General features: G+C 68.3%; 19 protein-coding genes. 12 read left to right on the plus strand and 7 right to left on the minus strand.

What is annotated here, in order from left to right; all coding sequences use genetic code 11:
- Positions 1 to 210: 210 nt before the first annotated feature.
- Positions 211 to 2,028, minus strand: a complete 1,818-nt coding sequence (gene aspS, locus TSO352_RS17830; RefSeq protein ID WP_109108658.1) for an aspartate--tRNA ligase — start codon at positions 2,026 to 2,028, stop codon at positions 211 to 213.
- Positions 2,029 to 2,265: 237 nt separating this feature from the next.
- On the opposite strand from aspS, the gene rnd reads away from it, so the two are divergent.
- Both rnd and TSO352_RS17840 read left to right on the plus strand, forming a co-directional pair.
- Positions 2,266 to 3,456 carry a ribonuclease D gene (gene rnd / locus TSO352_RS17835; RefSeq protein ID WP_109108659.1) on the plus strand — a complete coding sequence of 397 codons (1,191 nt, stop codon included), beginning with the start codon at positions 2,266 to 2,268 and terminating at the stop codon, positions 3,454 to 3,456.
- A gap of 286 nt (positions 3,457 to 3,742) precedes the next feature.
- Positions 3,743 to 5,029, plus strand: coding sequence for a hypothetical protein (locus tag TSO352_RS17840; protein ID WP_109108660.1), 1,287 nt, complete (start codon positions 3,743 to 3,745; stop codon positions 5,027 to 5,029).
- 3 nt (positions 5,030 to 5,032) lie between these two features.
- Here the strand turns inward: TSO352_RS17840 and TSO352_RS17845 are convergent, their stop codons facing one another.
- Entirely contained in the window at positions 5,033 to 5,794 is a 762-nt protein-coding gene (locus tag TSO352_RS17845) for an SDR family NAD(P)-dependent oxidoreductase (protein WP_109108661.1), read from the minus strand.
- A gap of 133 nt (positions 5,795 to 5,927) precedes the next feature.
- Here TSO352_RS17845 and TSO352_RS17850 point away from each other — a divergent pair, with 133 nt between their 5' ends.
- Both TSO352_RS17850 and gmk read left to right on the plus strand, forming a co-directional pair.
- Positions 5,928 to 6,794, plus strand: a complete 867-nt coding sequence (locus TSO352_RS17850; protein ID WP_109110708.1) for a YicC/YloC family endoribonuclease — start codon at positions 5,928 to 5,930, stop codon at positions 6,792 to 6,794.
- Positions 6,795 to 6,799: 5 nt separating this feature from the next.
- Entirely contained in the window at positions 6,800 to 7,447 is a 648-nt protein-coding gene (gmk, locus tag TSO352_RS17855; protein WP_109110709.1) for a guanylate kinase, read from the plus strand.
- Between the two features lie 30 nt (positions 7,448 to 7,477).
- Here the strand turns inward: gmk and TSO352_RS17860 are convergent, their stop codons facing one another.
- On the minus strand, positions 7,478 to 8,209 hold the full coding sequence (locus TSO352_RS17860) for a DUF6065 family protein (protein ID WP_109108662.1): 732 nt from the start codon (positions 8,207 to 8,209) through the stop codon (positions 7,478 to 7,480).
- 248 nt (positions 8,210 to 8,457) lie between these two features.
- Between TSO352_RS17860 and TSO352_RS17865 the strand changes: the two genes are divergently transcribed.
- The 3 genes from TSO352_RS17865 (at position 8,458) to TSO352_RS17875 (ending at position 11,805) form a co-directional block, all read left to right on the plus strand.
- Positions 8,458 to 10,146: a cache domain-containing protein gene (locus TSO352_RS17865; RefSeq protein WP_158284604.1), complete on the plus strand. Its 1,689-nt coding sequence runs from the start codon at positions 8,458 to 8,460 to the stop codon at positions 10,144 to 10,146.
- A gap of 117 nt (positions 10,147 to 10,263) precedes the next feature.
- Entirely contained in the window at positions 10,264 to 11,370 is a 1,107-nt protein-coding gene (locus TSO352_RS17870) for a PLP-dependent cysteine synthase family protein (protein ID WP_109108664.1), read from the plus strand.
- Positions 11,371 to 11,385: 15 nt separating this feature from the next.
- Entirely contained in the window at positions 11,386 to 11,805 is a 420-nt protein-coding gene (locus TSO352_RS17875) for a winged helix-turn-helix domain-containing protein (protein ID WP_109108665.1), read from the plus strand.
- 7 nt (positions 11,806 to 11,812) lie between these two features.
- Here the strand turns inward: TSO352_RS17875 and TSO352_RS17880 are convergent, their stop codons facing one another.
- Positions 11,813 to 12,223 (minus strand): acyl-CoA thioesterase, encoded by a 411-nt coding sequence (locus TSO352_RS17880; protein WP_109108666.1) that lies wholly within the window; start codon positions 12,221 to 12,223, stop codon positions 11,813 to 11,815.
- 108 nt (positions 12,224 to 12,331) lie between these two features.
- On the opposite strand from TSO352_RS17880, the gene parE reads away from it, so the two are divergent.
- The 3 genes from parE to TSO352_RS17895 all read left to right on the plus strand — a co-directional run bounded on the left by parE (position 12,332) and on the right by TSO352_RS17895 (position 15,780).
- Entirely contained in the window at positions 12,332 to 14,320 is a 1,989-nt protein-coding gene (parE, locus tag TSO352_RS17885; protein WP_109108667.1) for a DNA topoisomerase IV subunit B, read from the plus strand.
- Positions 14,321 to 14,389: 69 nt separating this feature from the next.
- A complete protein-coding gene (locus TSO352_RS17890) occupies positions 14,390 to 15,163 on the plus strand; it encodes a hypothetical protein (protein WP_109108668.1) in 774 nt (257 codons plus the stop codon).
- A gap of 62 nt (positions 15,164 to 15,225) precedes the next feature.
- Positions 15,226 to 15,780, plus strand: coding sequence for a hypothetical protein (locus TSO352_RS17895; RefSeq protein ID WP_109108669.1), 555 nt, complete (start codon positions 15,226 to 15,228; stop codon positions 15,778 to 15,780).
- A 45-nt stretch (positions 15,781 to 15,825) separates the two neighbouring features.
- Here the strand turns inward: TSO352_RS17895 and TSO352_RS17900 are convergent, their stop codons facing one another.
- Together TSO352_RS17900 and TSO352_RS17905 are read right to left on the minus strand one after the other, a co-directional pair.
- Positions 15,826 to 16,548 (minus strand): alpha/beta fold hydrolase, encoded by a 723-nt coding sequence (locus TSO352_RS17900; RefSeq protein ID WP_109108670.1) that lies wholly within the window; start codon positions 16,546 to 16,548, stop codon positions 15,826 to 15,828.
- A 17-nt stretch (positions 16,549 to 16,565) separates the two neighbouring features.
- Complete coding sequence (locus TSO352_RS17905; RefSeq protein WP_109108671.1) at positions 16,566 to 17,111, minus strand: hydrolase; 546 nt, start codon at positions 17,109 to 17,111, stop codon at positions 16,566 to 16,568.
- A 259-nt stretch (positions 17,112 to 17,370) separates the two neighbouring features.
- Here TSO352_RS17905 and TSO352_RS17910 point away from each other — a divergent pair, with 259 nt between their 5' ends.
- Together TSO352_RS17910 and TSO352_RS17915 are read left to right on the plus strand one after the other, a co-directional pair.
- Positions 17,371 to 18,963 carry a DEAD/DEAH box helicase gene (locus tag TSO352_RS17910; protein ID WP_109108672.1) on the plus strand — a complete coding sequence of 531 codons (1,593 nt, stop codon included), beginning with the start codon at positions 17,371 to 17,373 and terminating at the stop codon, positions 18,961 to 18,963.
- A 4-nt stretch (positions 18,964 to 18,967) separates the two neighbouring features.
- Complete coding sequence (locus TSO352_RS17915) at positions 18,968 to 19,210, plus strand: Lrp/AsnC ligand binding domain-containing protein (protein WP_109108673.1); 243 nt, start codon at positions 18,968 to 18,970, stop codon at positions 19,208 to 19,210.
- A 65-nt stretch (positions 19,211 to 19,275) separates the two neighbouring features.
- Here the strand turns inward: TSO352_RS17915 and TSO352_RS17920 are convergent, their stop codons facing one another.
- Positions 19,276 to 19,710: an ArsC/Spx/MgsR family protein gene (locus TSO352_RS17920; RefSeq protein ID WP_109108674.1), complete on the minus strand. Its 435-nt coding sequence runs from the start codon at positions 19,708 to 19,710 to the stop codon at positions 19,276 to 19,278.
- Between the last annotated feature and the right edge of the window lie 116 nt (positions 19,711 to 19,826).

Genomic DNA, 19,826 nt, shown 5'->3' on the forward strand with positions numbered 1-19,826 from the left:
GCCGCGGGCATTGTCGACAGCGCATGAGAACCATGGCTGACGACACCGGATCGGGCCATCGGGGTAAAGCCGAGGGTCCGCCAGCCCGCGTGAGGTTTTGACGACGGCGCTTACATAGCCCCGCGCACCTGGGTTGACAAGGAAAAAGGCCACGCAGGGCGCGCCCCGCATGGCCTTTTTCCCAAAGCACAAATGGCCGGCGACGACCCGTTACGCCTGCGGCGCGGCGACCTTCGGCTTCGGCAGGTCGAGCTTCAGGTGCAACTCGCGCAGGCGGGCGGTATCGACCGAGGCGGGGGCCTGCATCAGGAGGTCTTCGGCCCGCTGGTTCAGCGGGAAGGCGATGACCTCGCGGATGTTCGGCTCGTCGGCCAGCAGCATGACGATGCGGTCGATGCCGGGGGCCGAGCCGCCGTGCGGCGGGGCGCCCAGCTTGAAGGCACTCAGCATGCCGCCAAATCGGGCTTCCAGCTCTTCCGGCGGGTAGCCGGCGAGCGCGAAGGCCTTGTACATCACCTCCGGCAGATGGTTGCGGATGGCGCCGGACGACAGCTCCACACCGTTGCAGACGATGTCGTACTGGTAGGCCTTGATGTCGAGCGGGTTCATCTCCTCCAGCGCCTTCAGGCCGCCCTGCGGCATGGAGAAGGGGTTGTGGCTGAAGATGACCTTGTTGGTCTCCTCGTCCAGCTCGTACATCGGGAAGTCGACGATCCAGCAGAAGCGGAAGGCGTTCTTCTCGATCAGGTCCAGCTCCTCGCCGATGCGGGTGCGGGCGAGACCGGCCAGCTTGGCCGCCGGGCCGGGCTGGTCGCAGACGAAGAAGACCGCGTCGCCGTCCTCGAGACCCACCAACTCGCGCAGCGCCGCCTGGGCGGCCTCCGGCACGAACTTGGCGATCGGGCCCTTGCCGCCGCCGGCCTCCATGATGATGTAGCCGAGGCCGGGGGCGCCGAGCCCGCGGGCCCAGTCGTTCAGCTTGTCGAAGAAGCTGCGCGGGCGGTCCGACACCTTCGGCGCGCGGATGGCGCGGACGACGCCGCCCTTCTCCACCGTCTGCTTGAAGGCGCGGAACTCGACGTCGTCGCGCTTGAACACCGCGGTGACGTCGGTGATGACCAGCGGGTTGCGCAGGTCCGGCTTGTCGTTGCCGTACTTCAGCATCGACTCGGCGAAGCTGATGCGGCGGAACGGCGGCTTGTCGATCACCGGCACCGATTCGCGGCGGAAGCCGCCGAACTCGTCGAACAGGCCGAACAGCACCGGCTCGATCGCGGCGAACACGTCCTCCTGGGTGACGAAGGACATCTCGAAGTCGAGCTGGTAGAACTCGCCCGGGCTGCGGTCGGCGCGGGCGTCCTCGTCGCGGAAGCAGGGGGCGATCTGGAAGTAACGGTCGAAGCCGGCGACCATCAGCAGCTGCTTGAACTGCTGCGGCGCCTGCGGCAGCGCGTAGAACTTGCCCGGATGGTTGCGGCTGGGCACCAGGTAGTCGCGCGCGCCTTCCGGCGACGAGGCGGTCAGGATCGGCGTCTGGAACTCGGTGAAGCCCTGGTCGATCATCCGGCGGCGCGCCGACGCGATGACGCGCGAGCGCAGCAGGATGTTCTCGTGGATGCGCTCGCGGCGCAGGTCGAGGAAGCGGTAGCGCAGGCGCACGTCTTCGCCGGCGTCGGTGTCCTGGTTGACCTGCAGCGGAACCTGCTCCGCCTCGCCCTCGACCGTCATCTCCTGGATCTGGAGTTCGATCCGGCCGGTCGGCAGCTTGTCGTTGATGGTCTCGGCCGAGCGCTTCACCACCTTGCCGGTGACGGTGATGACCGATTCCAGCTTCAGCCGGTTGGCGACCTCGAAGGCCGGGTTGGACGTATCGACCACGCACTGCGTCAGGCCGTAATGGTCGCGCAGGTCGATGAACAGCAGCTGTCCATGGTCGCGCTTGCGGTTCATCCAGCCCGACAGACGGACGGTCTCACCGGCATTCTCTTCACGAAGCTGGCCGCAGGTGTGCGTGCGGTAGGGGTGCATGGGTCGAAACACCTTGAAAAGGTCGGATTCCGGCGGAAAAAGCGGTCCGACACACCACACCGGACGCGCCCGAAAGTCAAGCTGCCATCCGGCCGCCATCCGGCGGAACGGCCAGCCCCCGGGGCGCCGATGGTCGCATCGCGGTGCCGGCCACCCCGGCAGCCCCCGCCGCCGCGCGCGTCGGCTCCGCGTTTCGGCGGACTTTCACGCGCCCGCACGGTCGTGTATGAAGCAACCATGACGCTCATCACGACAAACGACGCCCTCCAGGCCTTCTGCCAGTCGCTGGCCGGGGTGGACTACATCACGGTCGACACCGAGTTCCTGCGGGAAAAGACCTATTGGCCCCAGCTCTGCCTCGTGCAGATCGGGGCGCCCGACGGCGCGGTCGCCATCGACCCGCTGGCCGAGGGCATCGACCTGGCACCGCTGTTCGCGGTGATGAGCGACCCATCGATCCTCAAGGTCTTCCACGCCGCCCGCCAGGACGTCGAGATCTTCTGGCACCTGTCCGGCCAGATCCCCACCCCGCTGTTCGACACCCAGGTCGCGGCGATGGTCTGCGGCTTCGGTGAAAGCGTCGGCTACGAGACGCTGGTGACCAAGCTGGCCGGCGCGCGCATCGACAAGTCGAGCCGCTTCACCGACTGGTCGCACCGGCCGCTGACCGAGCGGCAACTGACCTACGCGCTGTCCGACGTCATCCACCTGCGCCCGGCCTATGAGAAGCTGAAGCGCCGCCTCGCCCGCACCGGCCGGTCGCACTGGCTGGAGGAGGAGATGGCGATCCTGACCGACCCGCGCACCTATCAGGTCGATCCGGACAGCTCGTGGCTGCGGTTGAAGGTGCGCACCAACAAGCCGCGCTTCATGGTCATCCTCAAGGAGCTGGCGGCGTGGCGCGAGCGCGAGGCGCAACGCCGCGACCTGCCGCGCTCCCGCGTGCTGCGGGACGAGGCGCTGCTGGAGATCGCCGCCCACGCCCCCACCAGCGTCGACGACCTCGCCCGCACCCGCGGCATGGGCCGCGGCTTTGCCGAGGGACGGCAGGGCGCGGATGTCCTGGCCGCGGTGCAGGCCGGGCTGGACCTGCCCGACAGCGCCCTGCCCCGCGTCGAGCCGCGCGACGAACCGCCGCCCGGCCTGCAGCCGATCGTCGAGCTGCTGCGCGTCCTGTTGAAGATGAAGTGCGACGAGAACAACGTCGCGGCAAAGCTGGTGGCATCCTCGGCCGATCTGGAAGCGCTTGCGGCTGACGACCAAGCCGTAATTCCGGCGATGCAGGGCTGGCGGCGCGAGTTGTTTGGCAACGACGCGCTGGCGCTGAAGCACGGGAAGATCGGCTTGGCGGTCATCGAACGCCGCGTCCGCATGGTCCCGGCGGCCGAACCCCTCCCGTCGGCACCACCGGCCGAAACGGAACCTTGACCTTTTCGCATGGCGTCGGTTCGATGATCAAGGCGACCGGATGACCGACGGGGTGCCGATGCGCCCGGTTGACGGTCTTAAGGGCTTTTTAAAGAAAGTTACGGTTAATGTAAGTTCGGCTGCGTAGGATCGCGTTGGGAACGATCGATTCCGATACGGTTCCTGCGTCCAGCCGGACCGTGGATGTCGGACGGGTATGATCCGGGGCCACGGGAAAGAGCCGCAAAAGCGGCCGGTCATACAGGTGGTGGACAGGCGTGACGCTTGTTGTGGGAGTGAACGACTGATGAGCAGGTTTGGCGGCAGACCGCCGATGGGACGCGACCGGGTCCGGCTTTCCACAACGGAAAAGCAGGCTGCCGTCGCCGCCGCCAAGGATCAGAAGCCGGAGTTCGACAACGACAAGCTGCTGAACCTGCTGCGCTCCGCCAAGAGCGAGCTGCAAGGCATGCGGCTGATCCACATGCACCTGTCGCTGTTGAAGGATCGCGACCCGACCAGCCAGATGATGGTGCGCAGCATCATCCAGGAACTGGCGAGCAAGGCGTCCTACCTCCAGTCCTTCAACATCTCCAACGGCGACGTCATCATCCTCTACAAGGGCCTGAAGCTGACCGGCGTCACCGACGTCTGCCAGACGGTGGAACAGGTCTTCCTGTCGAAGACGACGCTGACCGGGCCGAACCCCTACAAGGAATATTCGCTCTATTCCATCATGGAACTGGCGTTGAACTTCATCAACGTCATCCGTTTCATCGAGGAATTGCAGGCGAGCGAGACCGGCACCCACGTCACCGAGACGAAGCCGCCGATCACGCTGGAAGAATTGGGCAAGCTCGAACGCTCCATGCAGATGTTCGATCTGTCGCCGTTCCTGTTCAACCAGGGCATCGCCAACATCGGCGGCGGCGAAGCGGACATGGAGTATTACGAACTCTACATCTCGATCAAGCTGCTGCAGGAACGGCTCTGCCCGGACTACGACATCACCGCGAACAAGTGGCTGTTCAACTACTTCACGGCCAATCTGGACCAGTCGGTGCTGCGGGCGCTGAACCACGGCCTCAGCTTCATGCGCGGGCGGCGGATCGGCATCAACATCAATCTGTCCACCGTGATCTCGACCGGTTTCGTGAAGTTTGACGAACGGCTGCCGATCGACTTCCGCGGGCAGGTGGTGCTGGAGGTGTCGAAGGGCGACCTGATCGAGAATCTGTCGCTGTTCAACGAGGTGGTGGAGTTCGCGCAGGACCGCCGCTACCAGATCGCGGTGGACGGCCTGAACCCGTTCTGGGTGACGAATTTCGACCTGGAATACCTGAACGCCGACTACGCCAAGATCTTCTGGTCCAACGACATGCTGGAGATGGACCCGACCTTCGAGAAGTATTTCCGCGACCGCATCGCCGAACAGGACCGCTGCAAGTTCATCCTGGCGCGCTGCGACAGCGTGTCGAGCCTGGTCTACGCCCACAAGATGGGCATCAACCTGGTCCAGGGCCGCGCCGTCGACAACATCCTGCGCAAGGGCGTCAGCGTCCGCGAGGCGATCGCCCACGCCAAGGTCGACTGAGGCTCACGGCTTGCGCGGGGCCTGCCGCAGCAGCCGGTCGGTCCAGGCCGGCGGCAGCAGCGCCAGCAGCCACACCGCCGCGACCATCGGCAGCGGAAAGCCGATTCGCGCCGCGTTGCGCGCCAGCCCGCGGCGGATCACCCGGGCGGCGGCGTCGGTCTCCATCAGGAACGGCATGGGAAAGCGGTTGACCGCGGTCATCCGGCTTTTGACGAACCCGGGACAGATCACCGACAGCTCAATACCCTCCCCGGCCAGATCGCCGCGCAACGCCTCGCCATAGACCCGCACCGCCGCCTTGCTCGCGCAATAGGCCGGCGCCCCCGGCAACCCGCGGAACCCGGCCAGCGAAGCCATCAGCGCGATTTGCCCGCGCCCGCGCGCCCGCATCGCCGGCAGCAGCGGATGGACGCTGTTCAGCACGCCGTCCAAATTGACCGCCAAAATGCGGCGCGCCTGTTCCTCGGTTTCGCCGCCGTCGCCGGTGCCGGCCGACACGCCGGCGTTGGCGATCAGCAGATCGACCGGCGTCCGCGCGTCCACGCTGCGCAGCCAGTCCGCCATCGCCACCCGGTCGGCGGCGTCAACGACCGCCGTGACGACTCCGGCACCAGTGGCGCGGCAGTCGGTTGCCACCGCCTCAAGCCGCGCGGAGTCGCGCCCGGTCAACGCCAGCGACACCCCGGGCGCGGCGTAGAGCCGGGCCAACGCCGCGCCGATCCCGCTGGAGGCGCCGGTGATGACGATGGAACACGGCTGTTTCATGAAACATGGTCCTTGTGCGCTTGTTGCGGGATCATGGGGCCGGTATAACGGGCGCCACACCCATCCGCCGCGTTTGAACCCACCGCTTTCCAGAGAGGCCGCCTTGCCCGCTCATCGCCCCGTCATCGCCAGCATGACCGGATTCGCACGCGTCGATGGGCACGGCGACGGCTATTCCTGGACCTTCGAGGCCAAGAGCGTCAATGGCCGCAGCCTGGATCTGCGCTGCCGGCTGCCGTCCGGCTTCGACAGCGTCGAGGCGATCGCCCGTGCCGAGGTGCCGAAGCGGCTGGCCCGCGGCAACGTCAACCTGACGCTGACCGTCAACCGCGCCCAGGCGGTGTCGCAGCTTCGCATCAACCGCGACCTGCTGGCGCAGGTGCTGGAGATCGCCCGCGAGATCGAGGGCGCCGGTGCCGCCGCACCGCGGCTGGATTCGCTGCTGTCGGTCCGCGGCATCATCGAACCGGTGGAAGAGGACGAAACCGAAGCGCGCGAGCGTGTCGAATCGGCGCTGAAGGGCGACCTGACCCGGCTGATAGACCAGCTCGTCGTCAACCGCCTCGCCGAAGGGACCCGCATCGCCGAGGTGCTGAACGGCCATCTGGACGAGATCGCGCGGCTGGTGGATGCGGCGTCGGCCTGCGCCTCGACCCAGCCGGAGGCGCTGCGCGAGAAGCTGCGCGCCCAGGTCGCCGCCATCCTCGGTTCCTTCCCCGCCCTGTCGGAGGATCGGCTGGCGCAGGAGGCCGCCATCCTGATCGGCAAGGCCGACGTTCGCGAAGAGCTGGACCGCCTGCGCGCCCACATCCAGGCCGCGCGCGACCTGATGGCCGAAGGCGGCGCCATCGGCCGTCGGTTCGATTTCCTGTGCCAGGAATTCAACCGCGAGGCCAACACGCTCTGCTCCAAATCGGCGGACGTCGAACTGACCCGCATCGGCCTGTCGCTGAAAGCCTCGATCGAGCAGCTTCGCGAGCAGGTCCAGAACATCGAGTGACCGCCATGGCCCAGACCACCACCTCCCTTATCCACCGGCGCGGCCTGATGCTGGTGCTGTCCTCCCCGTCGGGCGCCGGCAAGACCACCATCGCCCGCGGCCTGCTGGAACGCGATGCCGGCATCACCATGTCGGTGTCGGTCACCACGCGGGCGATGCGGCCCGGCGAGGCCGAGGGCCTCGACTATTACTTCATCGACCAGCCGCGCTTCGACCGCATGGCCGAGACCGGCGACCTGCTGGAACACGCCCGCGTCTTCGGCAACTGCTACGGCACGCCGCGGCACGCGGTGGAGGACGCGCTGGGCGCCGGCCGCGACGTGCTGTTCGCCATCGACTGGCAGGGCGCGCAGCAACTGGCGCAGAACGCCCGCGACGACCTGGTCAGCGTCTTCGTCCTGCCGCCGTCGGTGGTGGAACTGGAACGCCGCCTGCGCGGCCGCGGCCAGGATTCCGAAGAGGTCATTGCCAACCGCATGGCCAAGGCGTCCAACGAGATCAGCCACTGGCCGGAATACGACTACGTCATCGTCAACAACGACGTCGACGAGAGCATCGCGTCCGTTGAGTCGATCCTGCACGCCGAACGCCTGCGCCGCCGCCGGCAGGTCGGCCTGCCGGAGTTCGTGCGGAGCATCCAGGACACGCTGTAAGGCGCCGCGCCGCCCCTGCCCAGGGCCGTCTCAGCGCCCCGGAAAGGGCTTCGGCCGCAGCTTGATCTCGTGCTCCGGCGGACCGTCGCTGCCGTCGGGGTGTTTGCCGCGGTAGTAGCCCTTCTGCCAGCGTTCCTGCGCGGCGGGGCTGCCGGGGGTCTTCAGGTCGGTGTTGAACTGGCTGCGCGCGGCCGCCCACTGGCGGTAGCGCGCCGCCGTCTCCGGGTCGCTGTCGAGGTCGCGGACCTCCGGCGTCAGGCTTTCCAGCAAGCCGCGCTGGATCGGCATCAGGTGGGCGAACGGTTCGCCCTTCTCCCAGGTCACCGGCACGTCCGGCGCCGTGAACTTCCAGTTCATGGTGAAGGGATAGGGCGACCAGTCGGTTTCGATGATCCCGGACAGGCCGGCGACGCCGTGCTTCGGGTGGTTCAGCGGACCGGTCACCATCAGGTTGACGCCCGGCGGGGTGCGCAGCAGCGCCGCGACGTGGAAGGTCAGCACGCCGCTGCCGAAATGGCTGGCCGGCAGCAGAGGATGCCGCTCCTCCGCGGTGATGCGGATGGCGTCGACGCCGGTGCCGCCGTCCCACACCGCCGTCGCCCGAACCGGGCAACACACCTCCCACCCGTGCATGCTGGCGATGTTCAGCGGCAGGCAACGGTAGCCGTACTGTTCCGGCAGGGCGTCGATCCAGTCGCGCGTCGGGCGCGCCGGGCGGATGTCGGGGAGTGCGCCCGACAGTGGGTAGGCGATCAGCGTCATGGCACCGCATCCTGCCAGACTTACCCGCCCGGCGTAACCCGGCTGACGCCCAAGATCACAACCCGCAGCGTGTCGGTTGGGGTAATCCCCAGCTATCCTTTAGAGGGTATACAGAGCGACCATATTCCAGTATGAGCGACGCTCTGCATCAGAAATTCATCATTTAGCAATCAATGATGTACGGACGGACCGGAGCGGCAACGCGGTGTCCCCAACCGTACGTCACCGTATGGGGCGGTGTTCGAGCCATGGCCATCACACTTCACAGCATCAAGGCGAAGCTCCTGGTTCTCCAGGGGCTGTTCCTCATCACCATTCTCGTGGCCGGGATCTGGTCGGCGACGTCGAAGCGCGCGACGATGGTCGAGGGCTACCAACACTCGATCCAGGCGGTGGTGCAGACCTCGCTGTCGATCCTGAAGTCCTACGACGAGCGCGCCGCCAAGGGCGAGTTCAGCCAGGACGAGGCGCAGACCCGCGCCAAGGCGACGCTGCGGGCGCTGCGCTTCTTCGGCAGCGAATACATGTTTGCTTACACCTTCGACGGCACCAACATGTTCCACGGCGTTCGCCCCGACCTGGAGGGCACGCGCAAGCTGGCCGACTTCAAGGACAGCAACGGCGTGATGGTCATCCGCGAGCTTCTGAACACGGCCCGCAGCGGCGACGGTTTCCTGATCTACAACTTCCCCAAGGCGAGCGGCGGCGAGCCGATGCCGAAGCTGGCCCACGCCGCGATCTATGAACCCTGGGGCTGGATGATCGGCACCGGCGTCTACATCGACGACGTCGACGCCGCCTTCCGCGCCACGCTGCTGAACACGCTGGCGGTGACGCTGACGGCGGCGCTGCTGCTGGGGCTGTTCGGGTTCCGCCTGGTGTCGCGCATCACCGCCGGCCTGGACGGAATCGGCCGCGCCACCGACCGCATCGCCAAGGGCGACCTCGCCACCGAGGTGCAGGGCGCCGAGCGCCGCGACGAGGTCGGTGGGCTCGCCCGCTCGGTCGAGATGCTGCGCCGCACCGCCATGGAGGCCGACGCGTTGCGCCGTCGCCAGACCGCGATGGAGGCCGAGGCCGAGCAGGAGCGCCGCGCCGCCATGGCCCGTTTCGCCGACGAGTTCGAAAACAGCGTCGGCGCCCTGGTCCGGTCGGTGGCGGAGTCGGCCGGCCAACTCACCCAGACCTCCGGCGCGATGAGTGCGGGAGCGGAGCAGACCACCCGCCTGATGGACGGCGCCGCCCAGGCCGCCGGGAACACCTCCGGCAACGTCCAGGCGGTCGCCGGCGCCACCGAGCAACTCGCCGCGTCGATCCGCGAGATCGCCCAGCAGGTCGCCGAATCGACCAGCGGCTCGGCCCGCGCGGTGGAGGATGTGCGCCGCACCTACCAACTGATCGAACAGCTCGACGGCGTTGCCCGCCGCACGGTCGAGGTGGTCGACCTGATCCGCTCCATCGCCGCGCAGACCAACCTGCTGGCGTTGAACGCCACCATCGAGGCGGCGCGGGCCGGCGAGGCGGGCAAGGGCTTCGCCGTCGTCGCGCAGGAGGTGAAGAGCCTCGCCAACCAGACGGCGAAGGCGACCGACGATGTCCAGGCCCAGATCGCCGCGATGACCGACGCCACCTCCTCGGTGGTGGAGGCGATGCGCGGAGTCGGCGGGGCGATCGAGACGGTGAACAGCGTCGCCTCCAGCATCTCCGCCGCGATCGAGGAGCAGGGGGCCGCCACCCGCGACATCAGCCAGAACGTCAACGAGGCGGCGCAGGGCGTCACCTCGGTGTCGAACAGCCTGACCCTGGTGTGCAGCCACGCCACCGCCACCGGCCAAGCCTCCACCGAGGTGGCCGCCGCCGCCCGCAAGGTGGGCGAGCGGGCCGACCGCATGCTGTCGGAAGTGTCCGCCTTCGTCGCCCGCATCCGGCAGGGCTGAAGGCAGAGCTGAACGGCCGGCCGGAGGAGGCGACAAGAGGGGGCGGAGCGCGGGCCGGGTGCATTCCGCAACAATCCGCGCTATGGATGAACCCGGCCCATCGCTGGACAGGAATCCATGACCACCCCCTCCCCCGCCCTCCGGGGCTGGCTCGACGAGGCGCTGCGGCGCATCGAGGCGGACGTGAACCGCTCCGCCGACACGCACCTGCTGCGGCTGCCGATCCCGTCGGTGCCCGGCGTCACGCTGTACCTGAAGGACGAGTCGACCCACCCGACCGGCAGCCTGAAGCACCGGCTGGCGCGGTCGCTGTTCCTCTACGCCCTGTGCAACGGCTGGGTGCGTGAAGGCACCACGGTGATCGAGGCGTCGTCGGGCTCCACCGCCGTGTCGGAGGCCTATTTCGCCCAGCTGCTCGACCTGCCCTTCGTCGCGGTGATGCCGCGCGGCACCTCGCCGGCCAAGATCGCGCAGATCGAGTTCTACGGCGGCCGTTGCCACATGGTGGAGCGCGCGGCCGACGTCTGCGCCGAGGCGCAACGGCTGGCCGAGGCCTGCAACGGCCATTTCATGGACCAGTTCACCTACGCCGAGCGGGCGACCGACTGGCGCGGCAACAACAACATCACCCAGTCGATCTTCGAGCAGATGGCGCAGGAACCGCACCCGATCCCCGACTGGATCGTCTGCGGCGCCGGCACCGGCGGCACCTCGGCCACCATGGGGCGCTATGTGCGCTACCGGCGGCTGCCGACGCGGGTCTGCGTCGCCGATCCGGAGCATTCCGCCTTCTTCGAGGGCTTCCGCGACGGCAACCCGCAGGCCACCGTCCCGCGTGGTTCCGGCATCGAGGGCATCGGCCGGCCGACGGTCGAGCCGTCCTTCCAGCCGGGCGTGATCGACCGCATGATCCGGGTGCCCGACGTCGCCAGCATCGCCGCGGTGTGGGTGCTGCGTGACCGGCTGGGCCGGGCCTGCGGCGGTTCCACCGGCACCAACCTGGTCGGCGCCATCGACCTGATCGCCGACATGCGGCGGCGGGGCCGGCAGGGCAGTATCGCCACGCTGATCTGCGACCCCGGCGACCGTTACCGCGGCACCTACTTCAACCGCGACTGGCTGTCCGCCGCCGGCATGGACATCGGCCCGTGGATGGAGCGGATCGACGGCTTCTTCCGCACCGGGGCGTGGACCGGCGACGGCCTCGCCACGGCCGAGCGCTGACGGAGGGCGGCCGGCATGACCCGCATGCGGATCCGCATCGACTTCGAGTCCGGCGGCTCGATCGGCCCGGGCAAGATCATGCTGCTGGAGCGGATTCGCGAAGCCGGTTCGATCTCCGCCGCCGGGCGGGCGCTCGGCATGTCCTACCGCCGGGCGTGGCTGCTGGTCGACGACCTCAACCGCATCTTCCGCGAACCGGTGGTCAGCGCCGCGGTCGGCGGCAAGCATGGCGGCGGCACCGTGCTGACCGCCTTCGGCGAGCAGGTGATCGACCATTACCGCGCGGTCGAACGCGAAGCCGCCGTCGCCACCGCACACCGGCTGGCGGCGTTGCAGGCGGGGGTCAACCCCGACTACGGCGTCGACAAGTCGGTCGACGACGGCAGCTTCGCCAGCGATCCGGTGGTGAAGCCGGGCTGCGCGACCGAGGGGTAGCCCGTGCTCACTCCGCCGGAACCTCGCGCGGCTTGCGGTCCTCGCCGATGGCGACGTAGGTGAACACGCCCTCCGTCACCTTGATCGGGTCGGATCCCGACCGCTCGCGCCGCACCCAGGTTTCGATCCGCACGCGCAGCGAGGTCCGGCCGATCTTCTCGATCCGGGCGAAGCAGCTGACCTCGTCGCCGACGAAGACCGGCTTGTGGAAGGTCATCGCCTCGATGCCGACGGTGGCGACGCGGCCATGGCAGCGGCGGACGGCGACGGTGCCGCCGGCCAGATCCATCTGGGCCAGCAGCCAGCCGCCGAAGATGTCGCCGTTGGGGTTGGTGTCGGCCGGCATGGCGATCGCCCGCAGGGCGGGGCCGCTCTCGAAGCTCGCGGGGTTGAAGTCGAAACCGTCCGTCGTGCCCATGGTCCCTCCGCCGTCACGAAAATTTCGCGCACAAACGCTTGTGGCATCGCACTATAAACGCCACAGGATGCGCTTGCGCACCCCTGACGAAATTCCTATCATCCCGGCATGAGCGATCTTTTCGAGAACAAGGCCCCCAAGGCCGACAGCTATTCCGCCCAGGATATCGAGGTTCTGGAGGGGCTGGAGCCCGTTCGCCGTCGACCCGGCATGTACATCGGCGGCACCGACGACCGCGCGCTGCACCATCTGGTGGCCGAGGTGCTGGACAACGCCATGGACGAGGCGGTGGCGGGGCACGCCAGCCGAATCGACCTGGAGCTGTTCGCCGACGGTTCGGTGATGGTGCGCGACAACGGGCGCGGCATCCCGATCGACGACCACCCGAAATACCCCGGCAAGTCGGCGCTGGAGGTCATCGTGACCACGCTGCACTCCGGCGGCAAGTTCTCCAACAAGGTATACGAGACCTCGGGCGGCCTGCACGGCGTCGGCCTGTCGGTGGTGAACGCCCTGTCGGACCGGCTGACGGTGGAGATCGCCCGCGACAAGCAGCTGTTCGTCCAGGACTACAGCCGCGGCCTGCCGCAGGGGCCGCTGACGCCCAAGGGCAACGTCAACCGCCGCGGCACCACCATCCGCTTCCATCCCGACCCGGAGATCTTCGGCGATACGATGCATTTCGAACCGCACCGGCTCTACCGGCTGGCGCGGTCGAAGGCCTACCTGTACCGCGGCGTCGAGATCCGCTGGAGCTGCGACCCGGCGCTGCTGTCGGTCGACGCGACGACTCCGGCGGCGGAGACGCTGCATTTCCCCGGCGGCCTGCTCGACTACCTGACGGCGGCGCTGAAAGACCGCAAGATGCTCACCCCCTCGCCCTTCGCCGGGTCGGTGGACTTCCCGAACGGCCAGGGCCGGGTGGAATGGGCGGTGGCGTGGCCGGACGACGACGAGGGCTTCTCGCACACCTACTGCAACACGGTGCCGACTCCGCAGGGCGGCACGCACGAGGCCGGGCTGCGCGCCGCGCTGACCCGCGGGCTGAAGGCGTACGGCGACCTGACCAACAACAAGCGCGCCGGGCAGGTCACCGCCGACGACGTGGTGGGCGACGCCTGCATCCTGCTGTCAGTCTTCATCCGCGAGCCGCATTTCCAGGGCCAGACCAAGGAAAAGCTGGTGACGGCGGAGGCCCAGCGCCTCGTCGAAACCGCGCTGAAGGACCATTTCGACCATTGGCTGTCGGGCAACCCGCCCAGCGCCAACGCCCTGCTCGAACACCTGATCGAAAAGGCGGAGGAGCGGGCGCGGCGCAAGCAGTCCAAGGACATGACGCGCAAGTCGGCCACCCGCCGGCTGCGGCTGCCCGGCAAGCTGGCCGACTGCTCGCGCAACTCCCCCGAAGGCACCGAACTGTTCCTGGTGGAGGGCGACTCGGCCGGCGGTTCGGCCAAGCAGGCGCGCCAGCGCGAGACCCAGGCCATCCTGCCGCTGCGCGGCAAGATCCTGAACGTCGCCAGCGCGTCGGTCGACAAGATGAAGGCCAACCAGGAGCTGAACGACCTGACCCAGGCGCTGGGCTGCGGCATCGGCAAGGATTTCTCGACCGACAAGCTGCGCTACGAGCGGGTCATCATCATGACCGACGCCGACGTCGACGGCGCGCACATCGCCTCGCTGCTGATGACCTTCTTCTACCGCGAGATGCCTGGCCTGATCCAGGAAGGCCACCTGTACCTGGCGCTGCCGCCGCTCTACCGGCTGAGCCACGGCAACAAGCAGGTCTACGCCCGCGACGACGCCCACAAGGACGAGCTGCTGTCCAAGATGTTCAAGGGCAAGAAGCCCGACATCAGCCGCTTCAAGGGCCTGGGCGAGATGATGCCGGCGCAGCTGCGCGACACCACCATGGACCCGCGCAAGCGCTCCCTGCTGCGGGTGGTGGTGCCCAACGCCGCCGACCCGGAGGAGAAGCCGGAATGTGAGCGGACACGCTCCCTGGTCGAAGATCTGATGGGCAAGCGGCCGGAACTGCGCTTTAAATTCATTCAGGACAACGCGAAGTTCGTGAAGGCGGACGACATCGACGTGTAAAGCCTGCGGCACCCCGCCTTTGGGAGGGCGTCCGCCGGCGACGCCACCCCAAAACCGCAGGAGCGCCGCATGTTTCCCGTCCACGCCGTTCCCGGAGCCGAAGCCGCCCTTCAGGCGCTGCTGCAGCCCTACGAAACCGATCTGTTCGTCCCGACCTACCGGCCGTGCGAGATCGGCCGCTGGCGGATTCAGCTCGCCCCGACCCTGCTGAGCGCCGGCTATTGGAGTCCGACCACGGTGTCGACCGACATGGCCGCGCTGTTCCGCCGCGAGGCGGACGGGGAGTTCCGCTGCTGGATGTCGATGACCCCGATGGAGATGGAAAGCCAGGAGATCGGCGTCCGCGCCGCCACCGGGCACACGGTGGTCATGGGCATGGGCATGGGCTGGGCGGCGGTCAACGCGGCGCTGCGGCCGGAGGTGACGCGCGTCACCGTCGTCGAGCTGGACCCCGACGTCATCGAGGTCAACAGCCGCATGGGCCTGTTCGACCAGCTTCCCGGCCGGGCGGCGGACAAGATCACCATCGTCAACGCCGACGCGCTGGCGTTCCGCACCGACGAGCCGGTGGACACGCTGATGGCCGACATCTGGCTGCCGCTGAACGGCGACGAGCGGATGGAGCAGTCGCGCGTCATGGCGGCAAACACCGGAGCGCGCCGGGTCTATGTCTGGGGCCAGGAGATGGCCATCGCCCGCCGCGCCCGCGCGCTCGGCCTCGACCCGCTGGACGCCGCCGGCGTCGCCCGCATCGTCGCGGAGTTCGGGCTGCCGTTGATCGGGCCGGAACGCCCGGACTACCCGGACATCGTCACCGCGGCGGCAACCAAGTGGCTGCGCTGAGCGTGACGGACGGCCAAGCGATCCCCATGTCTGTGGGAGAGACATCCAAGGACGGCCCGACCATGCGCATCCCCCTGCCGCTCGCGCTCCTGCTTCTGGGATCCGCCAGCCTCGCCGCCTGCTCCAACGAGCGGGTGGTGGCCGGCGAACCGGCGCCCGCCTACACGTTGAGCGAGGTCGCCTACGCGGCGGCGAACCGCGACCTGCGGGTGGTGCTGCACGGCGACCCCTTCGGCCTGCCGCCGGACCGCTTCGCGCAGAAGGTCCTGCCCCACATGCAGAACCGCGTCACCGGCGTGGTCACCCGCCTGACGACCACGCCGAACGACACGGCGCGGCGCGACTACAAGGTGGTGCTGGCCTTCAACGTGGCGGAGACGATGCTGAACTCCTCGCTCTGCACCGAGGGGCCGATCCCGACGCGGCCGCCGGGCGGCGCCATCGTCGTGCAGGGTGCCTTCTGCCGCGGCGGCGGCGCCATGACATCGGCGACGGGGTGGCTGGACCGGCCGCAGGGACCGGACGATCCCGATTTCGCCTCGCTGATCAGCGACATGACCTTTTCACTGTTCCCGACGCGGAACGCCGAGCTTTTCTGCGGCGCCCCCGATTGCTGAGGCATCCACGCTGAGCATCGGGGGCGGACGTCGGCAACAACGCGCCTAGGGCCGCAGCAGCCAGTCGCGCATCAGCGCGGTGACCGCCTGCGGCTGCTCCATCGCCGACAGATGGCCGCAATCCTCGATCAGCACCAGCCGGGCGCCTGGAATGGCGGCGGCCATCTCCTCGTGCAGCGCCGGCGGGGTCAGCGCGTCTTGCCGGCCGCACAGGATCAAGGTCGGGCAGCGGATGGCGCCAAGGCCGGGACGGCTGTCCGGGCGGTTGATGATCGCCTCCTGCTCGCGGGCGTAACCGTCGACGCCGACCCGCTCCATCTGCGCCAGCACCGACTGGACGAACCCTTCGTCGGCCAGCCGGTCAGGGTGGACCAGCCGCGGCAGGGCGGCGCGGGCGACGTGGCGGTACTTGCCCTGGCGGGCGAGCGCCACCGCGTCGCGCCGGTTGGCGGTCGCCTCCGCCGTGTCGGGGCGGGCGTTGGTGTCGAGCAGGGCCAGCCGCTCCACCCGCTCCGGCGCGCGGCGCAGGATCTCCAGCGCGACATAGCCGCCCATCGACAGGCCGGCGACGGCGAAGCGCGGCGGCGCCGCGGCCAGAACAATGTCGGCCATCGCGGCGACCGAATCGCAGCCCGCCAGTTCGACCACCCGCGGGTCGACGACGTCGGCGAGGTGGCGGAGCTGATGGTCCCACAGCGCCGCGTCCAGCGGCATGCCGGGCAACAGGATCAGGGCGGGGCGCTCTTTCACGGCGGTGCCGGCGGTCATGGCAACTCCTCCTGCGCTCATTTCACCAGCGCGCTGACGACCTTAAAGACCGGCGTGCCGGCCCGCTCCATCCACTCGAACAGCACCATCTCGGTGGTGACGATGGTGACGCCGGCGGCGCGCAGCCGGTCGATGGCGGCGGCATGGTTGGCCGGCGTGCGCGAGGACACCGCGTCGGCGACCAGATGCACGGCGTAGCCCAGCTGCCGCAGCCCCAACGCGGTCTGCAGCACGCAGACATGCGCCTCCGTCCCGCACAGCACGACCTGCGGGCGGGACAGTTCCTCCAGCGCCGCGGTGAAGGCCGGTTCGCCGGTGGAGGCGAAGGTGATCTTCTCGATCACCGGGGTCGCGGCGGGAAGCAGGGCACGCACCGCCTCCACCGTCGGCCCCAGGCCGCGGGGGTATTGCTCGGTCACCAGCACCGGCACCGACAGGGCGTCGGCCGCCTTCAGCAGCATGCCGGCGTTGCGGACGACCCGTCCGGATTCGTGGATGGCGGGCAGCAGACGCTCCTGCACGTCGACCACGACCAGCACCGACTCCTGGGCACGAAGAATCATCACGAAGGCTCTCGACCGTTCCGAAGGGGCGCTCGGCCCCCCGATGTTGGGTTCGGCAATCACCGCGACTCGCAGCATTGCCCGCCGACACCCTACCCCAGCGCGCCCATTTCGCCAACGCGGCGTCTTTTCACGGCTATTTTCGGTACCGGAACATCGGGTCTATTGACATACCGCTTTGACTTCCTATTCTGCGGCCTTATCCAGGCGTCGAGCGTTGCCCGCTCGATTTGCGCACTCCAGAACAGAAACAGGTTGGATGCTTTTTTCGGAACTTGGGCTTGGCCCTGACGTCCTGCGCGCTATCGAGGACAAGGGTTACACCCAACCGACGCCCATTCAGGAACAGGCCATTCCCTGTGTCCTGCAACGCCGCGACGTGCTGGGCTGCGCGCAGACGGGCACCGGCAAAACGGCGAGCTTCACCTTGCCCATGATCGACATCCTGGCGTCGGGCCGTGCCCGTGCGCGGATGCCGCGGTCGCTGATCCTGGAGCCGACGCGCGAGCTGGCGGCCCAGGTGTCGGAAAGCTTCGAGACCTACGGCAAGCACCACAAGCTCAGCATGGCGCTGCTGATCGGCGGCGAAACCTTCACCGAACAGGTGAAGAAGCTCGACCGTGGCGTAGATGTGCTGATCGCGACTCCGGGTCGACTGATCGACCTGTTCGAGCGCGGCAACATCATGCTGAACGACATCAAGGTCTTCGTCATCGACGAAGCCGACCGCATGCTCGACATGGGCTTCATCCCCGACATCGAGCGGATCGTCAGCAAGCTGCCGAAGAACCGCCAGACACTGTTCTTCTCGGCGACCATGCCGCCGGAAATCCGCCGGCTGGCCGACGCCTTCCTGAACGAGCCGGTGGAGATTTCCGTCGACCCGCCCGCCTCGCCGGCCGAAACGGTCACGCAGGCGATGGTGCTGGTGCAGGAGATGGACAAGCGCCGGGCGCTGCGCCACCTGCTGCAGACGGAAGACGTGAAGAACGCCTTCATCTTCTGCAACCGCAAGCGCGACATCGCCGAGCTGCAGAAGTCGCTGGAACGCCACGGCTTCAACGTCGGCTCGCTGCATGGCGACATGGTCCAGTCCAAGCGCACCGAAACGCTGGAGCGTTTCAAGCAGGGCGAGATCTCGCTGCTGGTCTGCTCCGACGTCGCCGCCCGCGGCATCGACGTGCAGGGGTTGAGCCATGTGTTCAACTACGACGTCCCGCTGACGCCGGACGACTACGTCCATCGCATCGGCCGCACCGGTCGCGCCGGCAAGCAGGGCCGCGCCTTCATGCTGGCCACGCCGGACGACACGAAACTGGTCGGCGCCATCGCGCGCCTCATCAAGCGGGAGATCCCCATGATCGCCATCGACGGCCTGGAATCGGCCGAGTTCGGCGAGGAAGACAGCTCCCGCCGGCGTGGCCGTGGCGGTCGTGGCGGCAAGCCCGAAGCCCGCGGCCGTGCACCGCGCGAGGCCGCTCCGCGTGAGGAACGCGCTCCGCGCGAGGAGCGTCCCGTCCGCGAGGAACGCCCCGCCCGTGACGAGCGCCCGATCCGCGAGGAGCGTGCTGCGGTTCGTGAGGAACGTCCGGCCCGTGAGGAGCGTCCGATGCGCGACGAGCGTCCGGCCCGTGAAGAACGCCAGCCGCGCGAATCGCTGGCCGCCGCCGAGAGCCGCCGCAACGCCGATCCGCGCCGCGACCGCGACCGTGACCGCCGTCGTCGCCGCGACGAGGACGAGGACGACGTGCCGGTGATCGGCTTCGGCGACCATATGCCGGCCTTCATGCTGCGCTCCGCCCGGCCGCGTCCGGCGGCGGGCAGCACGACCGAAGCGCCGCAGGAGGGCTGAGCCCGTGCAGACCATCTTCGTCATGGTCAAGTGCGATCTCGGCAAGGCCTATGAGGTTGCCGACCAGGCGGTGCAGTTGATCGAGCGGGTGTCTGAGGTGCATTCCATCTCCGGCCAGTACGACCTGCTGATGAAGTGCTACCTGCCGGAAAACGACGACATCGGCCGCTTCGTCACCGAACATGTGCAGACCCTGCCGGGTGTGCGCGACACCTTCACGCTGATTGCGTACAAGGCGTTCGCCTAGCATCCCGACAGACTCCGGACAGGGAAAGGCCCGCGACGGATCATCCCGCCGCGGGCTTTTTGCCGTCAGGTGCCGGGCGCCTTCACGAAATGCTGATGGCCGTGGTCGCACTGGCCGCGGGCGTGCTTGTCATCGCAGCTCTCGCCAGAGGTCATGCCGATCCAGGCGTGCAGGGTGTTGGGATCGAAGCCGGCCTCGCGGCGGTCGCCGGACTGGATCAGCGGGCGGCGGATCAACTCGCGGTCGGCCAGCATGGCGGACAGCGCGGCAGCCTCGTCGATCGCGTCCGGCTTGACGCTGCCGTTCTTCACCGCGGCGGCGCGCCGGTTGAACCAACCATCGACCTCCTTGTCGCCGAAGAAGCTGCGCAGTTCAGCGGCCGTCAAATCGGCGGTCGCCAGATCGCGTTCGACCAGCCGGTGGCCGGCGGCGGTCAACTGCTGCTTCTGCTTGGCGTTCGCCGGACAACCGGCCATTCCGTAGAAAATCACCTCGGCCATTCGGGCACTCCGCAAACGGGGTGGCGGTCGCGATCGGGGCTCAATCAGGACCAATTCCGTCCAGTCTAACGGCGGCGCAGCATGAAAAAGGGCGCGACAAAATGCCGCGCCCACAT

This window comes from Azospirillum sp. TSO35-2 (assembly GCF_003116095.1).
Taxonomy (GTDB): Bacteria; Pseudomonadota; Alphaproteobacteria; order Azospirillales; family Azospirillaceae; genus Azospirillum.

Coding starts and splice junctions, on each gene's coding strand:
- TSO352_RS17875 (WP_109108665.1), top strand. CDS start 11,386: ATGACCCGCATGCGGATCCGCATCGACTTCGAGTCCGGCGGCTCGATC.
- TSO352_RS17840 (WP_109108660.1), top strand. CDS start 3,743: ATGAGCAGGTTTGGCGGCAGACCGCCGATGGGACGCGACCGGGTCCGG.
- TSO352_RS17880 (WP_109108666.1), bottom strand. CDS start 12,223: ATGGGCACGACGGACGGTTTCGACTTCAACCCCGCGAGCTTCGAGAGC.
- TSO352_RS17870 (WP_109108664.1), top strand. CDS start 10,264: ATGACCACCCCCTCCCCCGCCCTCCGGGGCTGGCTCGACGAGGCGCTG.
- TSO352_RS17850 (WP_109110708.1), top strand. CDS start 5,928: ATGACCGGATTCGCACGCGTCGATGGGCACGGCGACGGCTATTCCTGG.
- TSO352_RS17905 (WP_109108671.1), bottom strand. CDS start 17,111: ATGATTCTTCGTGCCCAGGAGTCGGTGCTGGTCGTGGTCGACGTGCAG.
- TSO352_RS17865 (WP_158284604.1), top strand. CDS start 8,458: ATGGCCATCACACTTCACAGCATCAAGGCGAAGCTCCTGGTTCTCCAG.
- aspS (WP_109108658.1), bottom strand. CDS start 2,028: ATGCACCCCTACCGCACGCACACCTGCGGCCAGCTTCGTGAAGAGAAT.
- TSO352_RS17920 (WP_109108674.1), bottom strand. CDS start 19,710: ATGGCCGAGGTGATTTTCTACGGAATGGCCGGTTGTCCGGCGAACGCC.
- TSO352_RS17900 (WP_109108670.1), bottom strand. CDS start 16,548: ATGACCGCCGGCACCGCCGTGAAAGAGCGCCCCGCCCTGATCCTGTTG.
- TSO352_RS17845 (WP_109108661.1), bottom strand. CDS start 5,794: ATGAAACAGCCGTGTTCCATCGTCATCACCGGCGCCTCCAGCGGGATC.
- parE (WP_109108667.1), top strand. CDS start 12,332: ATGAGCGATCTTTTCGAGAACAAGGCCCCCAAGGCCGACAGCTATTCC.
- TSO352_RS17860 (WP_109108662.1), bottom strand. CDS start 8,209: ATGACGCTGATCGCCTACCCACTGTCGGGCGCACTCCCCGACATCCGC.
- gmk (WP_109110709.1), top strand. CDS start 6,800: ATGGCCCAGACCACCACCTCCCTTATCCACCGGCGCGGCCTGATGCTG.
- rnd (WP_109108659.1), top strand. CDS start 2,266: ATGACGCTCATCACGACAAACGACGCCCTCCAGGCCTTCTGCCAGTCG.
- TSO352_RS17890 (WP_109108668.1), top strand. CDS start 14,390: ATGTTTCCCGTCCACGCCGTTCCCGGAGCCGAAGCCGCCCTTCAGGCG.
- TSO352_RS17910 (WP_109108672.1), top strand. CDS start 17,371: ATGCTTTTTTCGGAACTTGGGCTTGGCCCTGACGTCCTGCGCGCTATC.
- TSO352_RS17895 (WP_109108669.1), top strand. CDS start 15,226: ATGCGCATCCCCCTGCCGCTCGCGCTCCTGCTTCTGGGATCCGCCAGC.